At 74.7% G+C, this 4,971-nt stretch carries 5 protein-coding genes; 3 read left to right on the top strand and 2 right to left on the bottom strand.

From position 1 onward, the window contains the following. Positions 1-214: 214 nt before the first annotated feature. Complete coding sequence (locus BU197_RS30090; RefSeq protein ID WP_223183452.1) at positions 215-580, bottom strand: luciferase family protein; 366 nt, start codon at positions 578-580, stop codon at positions 215-217. A 262-nt stretch (positions 581-842) separates the two neighbouring features. On the opposite strand from BU197_RS30090, the gene BU197_RS30085 reads away from it, so the two are divergent. The 3 genes from BU197_RS30085 to BU197_RS30075 are packed head-to-tail and all read left to right on the top strand — an operon-like array spanning position 843 to position 3,735. After that, positions 843-1,712, top strand: coding sequence for an AAA family ATPase (locus BU197_RS30085; RefSeq protein ID WP_188271507.1), 870 nt, complete (start codon positions 843-845; stop codon positions 1,710-1,712). Then, positions 1,709-3,091: a VWA domain-containing protein gene (locus tag BU197_RS30080; protein ID WP_188271506.1), complete on the top strand. Its 1,383-nt coding sequence runs from the start codon at positions 1,709-1,711 to the stop codon at positions 3,089-3,091. The genes BU197_RS30085 and BU197_RS30080 overlap by 4 nt, the downstream gene beginning before the upstream one ends. 59 nt (positions 3,092-3,150) lie before the next feature. Further along, complete coding sequence (locus BU197_RS30075) at positions 3,151-3,735, top strand: nucleosidase (protein WP_188271505.1); 585 nt, start codon at positions 3,151-3,153, stop codon at positions 3,733-3,735. 13 nt (positions 3,736-3,748) lie between these two features. Here the strand turns inward: BU197_RS30075 and BU197_RS30070 are convergent, their stop codons facing one another. Next, positions 3,749-4,789: an alpha/beta hydrolase family protein gene (locus BU197_RS30070; protein ID WP_188271504.1), complete on the bottom strand. Its 1,041-nt coding sequence runs from the start codon at positions 4,787-4,789 to the stop codon at positions 3,749-3,751. Positions 4,790-4,971: the final 182 nt, after the last annotated feature.

Genomic DNA, 4,971 nt, shown 5'->3' with positions numbered 1-4,971 from the left:
CAGGACCCGCGCTCGGCTCGTGGCGGTTCCGTGTACCTCGGCTACGACCGGCAGAACTCCGGCCGGCTCATGGTCCAGTCGCTGGGCGCGGTCGCCGACTTCCCGGTCGCCGATGTCGGCGACCGGCGCGCCGGGCTCGCGCGGGCCTCCCCTGCCGGGCTCGCGCGGGTCCTCCGTACCGTCTGCGCCGTGGCCGGGCGGCGCGGGCCCGGGGTCAGCGGTGGCCCGGTACCGGGAGGGTGCGGGTGCAGCCGTCCGGGGCGGCGTCGGGTGCGCCGTTGGCCTGGAGCGCGGCGCTCACCAGGGTGGCGAGCAGGTCGATGTCCGAGCCCATGTCCAGCCGGACCGTCACCCAGCCGGAGCCGGCGCGGAGCCGTACCGCGCTGGAGCCCAGGAGCGCCGGGCGCAGTTTCGCGACCATGGCCCGGGTGAGATGCACGTCGGCCTCGTGCTCTCCGTGGAAGTGGACGATCTCCTCCGTCGCGGTCCCCAGTCCTAGCTCGGCGCCGCAATGGGCGCGGCCGGGGGTCAGCGAGGGCCAGCTCATCAGACGTTCACTGGCATGCCTGGCCGTGTTCATACCGAGGAGAGTGACGCCCCCCGGAGCCGTGCACAAGCGTCCTGCCGGAAGAATCCCGCTCGGGCGTGAAATCCACCGTGGCGGCCGACGGGGTGACCGTGTGTCACGGCGCTCCGTGGACGGCCGGTGACGTGCTGTCACGCGCGGGCGGGGCGCGGGAGGAGGTCGCGCGCGGTGGTTGTGCGGCGGGGTCCCGATCTGGTCGAGTGACCCCAGAGGCTACTGATCGGTAGGCCCTTGGTGCTCCCCGGGGGGACAGTTCATGACGACCGGATTCTTCAGCTCCGTCGACGAGGTCGCCGAGCGGCTCGCGGCCACCGGCTATCTGGCGTCGCCCGCCGTCGCCACCACCGTGTTCCTCGCCGACCGGCTCGGCAAGCCCCTGCTCGTCGAGGGGCCCGCCGGGGTGGGCAAGACGGAGCTGGCGAAGGCCGTCGCGGAGGTGGCGAAGGCCCGGCTCGTCCGGCTCCAGTGCTACGAGGGCGTCGACGAGTCCCGCGCGCTGTACGAGTGGAACCACGCCAAGCAGCTGCTGCGGATCACCGCGGGGCGGGGCGAGTCCTGGGACGAGACGCGCACGGACGTCTTCGGCGAGGAGTTCCTGCTGCCCCGGCCGCTGCTCACCGCGATCCGTTCGCAGGGGCCGACCGTGCTTCTCGTCGACGAGACGGACAAGGCCGACGTGGAAGTGGAGGGGCTGCTCCTTGAGGTCCTGAGCGACTTCCAGATCACGGTGCCGGAGCTGGGCACGATCCGGGCGGTGCGGCGGCCGTTCACGGTGCTCACCTCGAACGCGAGCCGGGAGCTGTCCGAAGCCCTGCGCAGGCGCTGTCTGTTCCTGCACATCGGTTTTCCCGAGGAGGAGCTGGAACGCCGGATCATCACCCTCAAGGTACCCGGTCTCGACACCGCGCTCGTCGCCTCCGTGGTGCGGGTCGTGGGGGCGCTGCGGGCGATGGACCTGCGCAAGGCGCCGTCCGTGTCGGAGACGGTCGACTGGGCCAGGACCCTGCTCGCGCTCGGCGCGGACCGGCTGGAGGAGACGGTCGTACGGGAGACCTTGGGGGTCCTGCTCAAGCACCGGGAGGACATCGCGAAGGCGGCGGCCAAGCTCGACCTGGACGCGGTGTGAGCACGGCGGACCGGCTCGCCGGGTTCACGGCGGCGCTGCGGGCGCACGGCTTCGGGATCGGGACGGGCGAGACCGTGGACGCCGGGTACGCGCTCGAAGCTGTCGGTTTCACGGACCGGGAGCGGGTGCGGGAGGCGCTGGCGGCGACCCTGCTCCACCAGGAGCGGCAGCGAAGGGTGTTCGATCAGGTCTTCGAGCTGTACTTTCCGCTCGGCCGCACCCCGGAGGCGGAGCCGTACGCGGACACGGCGGCGGATCTCGCCGCCCTGCGGGAGCGTCTCGCCGACGCCCTGGCCGCCGCTGACGCGGGGGCGCTCGACCGGCTCGCGGCGGAGGCGGTGGGCGGGTTCGGGGGCTTCGGCGGGTTCGGCGGGGTCGGCTCCGTCGCGGGCTCGGACGGCTGGTCCTCGTACCAGACGCTGTCCCGGGTGCGCCCCGAGACGCTGCTCGTCCGGGTCCGGGAGCGGATCCGGGCGGCTTCCGGCGGGGCGGAGCCCGCGTTCGCCGACCGGCTGCTCGACGACGAGATCCGGCGCCGTGTCGAGTCCTTCCGTGAGCGGGTGCGGACCGAGGCGCGGCGCCGGGTGGCGGAGCGGCGGGGCCCGGAGGAGATCGCGCGCCGGGCGGTGGCGGGGACGGCGGACGGAGTGGACTTCCTGCTCGCCGGGCGGGAGCAGCTGGAGGAGCTGCGGCGGATGGTGCGCCCGCTGGCGCGGAAGCTGGCCACCCGGCTCGCGGCGCGGCGGCGCCGGGCGGCGCGTGGCGAGATCGATCTGCGGCGGACGCTGCGCGGCTCGCTTTCGACCGGGGGCGTGCCGGTGCGGCCGGTGCTGAGGCGGCGGCGCCCCCGGCGGCCCGATCTCGTGCTGCTCTGTGATGTTTCGGGGTCGGTGGCGGGGTTCGCGCAGTTCACGATGGTGCTGGTGCGGGCGCTGCACGACCAGTTCGCCCGGGTGCGGGTGTTCGCCTTCGTCAACCGGGTCGACGAGGTGACGGAGCTCGTCGCGCGGGGCGCGGCGGATCCGGCGGGTCTCGGCGGGCTCATCCTGGCGGAGGCGGAGCTGACCGGCTGGCACGGGCAGAGCGATTACGGGACGGCCCTCGGCGGATTCGTCGACCGGTACGCGGAGGCCATCGGCCCGCGTACGGTCGTCTTCGTCCTCGGGGACGCCCGTACCAACGGCTCCGATCCGGGGCTCGGGGCGCTGCGGCGGATCGCGGACCGGGCCCGCCGGGTCCACTGGCTCAACCCCGAGCAGCCCTCGCTGTGGGGTACGGGCGACTCGGTGGCCCCGGTCTACGCGGAGGTCGTCGAGATGCGCCCGTGCCGCAACGCCCGCCAGCTGGAGGCCCTGATCGGGCGTCTGCTGCCGGTCTGAGGCCAGGGGCGGGGCACCGGGTTGTACGGCGGCGGGGGCCACGAACTAGCGTGACCCCCATGGAACTCCTGGGAGACATCACCGCCGACCGTCCGCTGCTCGTCCTCGCCGTACAGGAGGAGGCGCAGTTCCTGGACACGGACCTGCCGGTGCTGCTGACCGGCATGGGCAAGGTGAACGCGGCGATCGCGCTCGCGAGCGTCCTCGGCCGGGGTCCCCGGCCGTCCGGGATCGTGAACCTGGGGACGGCCGGGGCGCTGCGGCCCGGCTGGACGGGGACCCACGTCGTGGGCACCGTCGTGCAGCACGACCTGGACGGCGAGCGTCTGGCCACCCTGAACGGCGAGCGGTACGGGGCTCCGCTGACGCTGCCGGACGGCGGCGACGTGGTGCTCGCCACCGGTGACGCCTTCGTCTCCGACGAGGTCACGCGGGCGCGGCTCGCCGAGCGGGCTCCCCTGGTCGACATGGAGGGGTACGCGCTCGCGGCGGCGGCCCGTCATGCCGGGGTGCCGCTGCGGATCGTGAAGCACGTCAGCGACGAGGCCGGGGACGGCGCCGCGCGCAGCTGGCGCGAATCGGTCGCCGAGTGCGCGCGGGCCCTCGCCGACTGGGCGGCGGAGAACACCCCGTACCGCTCCTGAGCGGAGCCGTCCGTCACCGGTGCTGGAAGTGGACCTCCGGGTTCTCCGGTACCGGCCCGTCCAGGACCGGGCGGGCGTGTCCGCGCAGGTGCCGGTCGAAGAAGGCGGCGACGTAGGTCCGGGTGAGGGCGACGGCCCGGTCGGCGGGCAGCGGGGGCTGGGGCAGGTCGAAGTGGCGGGCCAGCACGGGCGCGTCGGAGAAGGTGAAGTGCTCCGATCCGGCCATCGTGATCCAGCGCTTCCAGCCGTCGAGCCGGTCCCATGTGCGGTCCCAGCTGGTGTCGGTCCCGCCGGGCAGATGCGTGGCGTCGTGGGTCCCGAGGAGCATGAACGGGCGCCCGTTCAGTCCCTGTGCCGGGAGGTCGTCCCAGAAGGCGCCGTCCATGTCGATCCCGGCGTCGATGCGCGGGTCGCCGACCATCGCGGTCGCCGCGCTCGCGCCGCCGATGGAGTGGCCCGCCATGCCGATCCGGCGCGCGTCGATGACGTCGGCGCCCCGCCAGGCGGGGCGGGGTCCGGTGAGCCGGTCGATGACGTACCGCATGTCGGCGGCGCGGGCGGCCGTCAGCACGGCGGGGTCCACCCCCTGCTCGTCGAGGGCCGTGCAGGCCACGCAGGTGAGGGTGCGGCCGTCGGGCAGGCTGATGCCGTACGACTCGTAGGCGTGGTCCACGGAGGCGACGACGTAGCCGCGGGAGGCGAGGTCCTCCGCGAGATGGGTGAGCGTCCAGCGGGAGGCGCTGAAGCCGGGCGAGAGCAGCACGAGGGGCCGTCGGCCGGGCGCGGGCCTTGCGTCGGTCCTGCTGTGGGTACGGGTTCCGGCCAGAAGCTCGCCGGAGACCTCCGGCCAGAACTGTTCGGTCGCCAGACGGGCCTCCTCTCCGGTCGCGTACCGGGCGGGGCGCCCGTCGCCGGAGCGGGCGGCCGGGTAGTGGACGGTGACCATGAGCGCCCGTCCGTCGGCGGAGGGGACCCATGGGTCGGTGCGGGAGTGGTCGACCATCGGCAGGATCGTGCTGCCGACGGCGTACGGACCGGTGGGCGCGGGCAGCACGGCGGGCCGGACCGTCCGCGCGGCGGCGGCGGGCGCCGAGGGGCCGGGGACGGCCGCGGTGGCTCGGCAGGATCGTGCTGCCGACGGCGTACGGACCGGTGGGCGCGGGCAGCACGGCGGGCCGGACCGTCCGCGCGGCGGCGGCGGGCGCCGAGGGGCCGGGGACGGCCGCGGTGGCGACC

It is taken from the genome of Streptomyces sp. CBMA291, assembly GCF_014596525.1.
Taxonomy (GTDB): domain Bacteria; phylum Actinomycetota; class Actinomycetes; order Streptomycetales; family Streptomycetaceae; genus Streptomyces.
The sequence above is the reverse complement of the archived record's forward strand: the minus strand, read 5'-3'. Positions and strand labels throughout refer to the sequence as shown.

Coding starts and splice junctions, on each gene's coding strand:
- BU197_RS30085 (WP_188271507.1), top strand. CDS start 843: ATGACGACCGGATTCTTCAGCTCCGTCGACGAGGTCGCCGAGCGGCTC.
- BU197_RS30075 (WP_188271505.1), top strand. CDS start 3,151: ATGGAACTCCTGGGAGACATCACCGCCGACCGTCCGCTGCTCGTCCTC.
- BU197_RS30090 (WP_223183452.1), bottom strand. CDS start 580: ATGAACACGGCCAGGCATGCCAGTGAACGTCTGATGAGCTGGCCCTCG.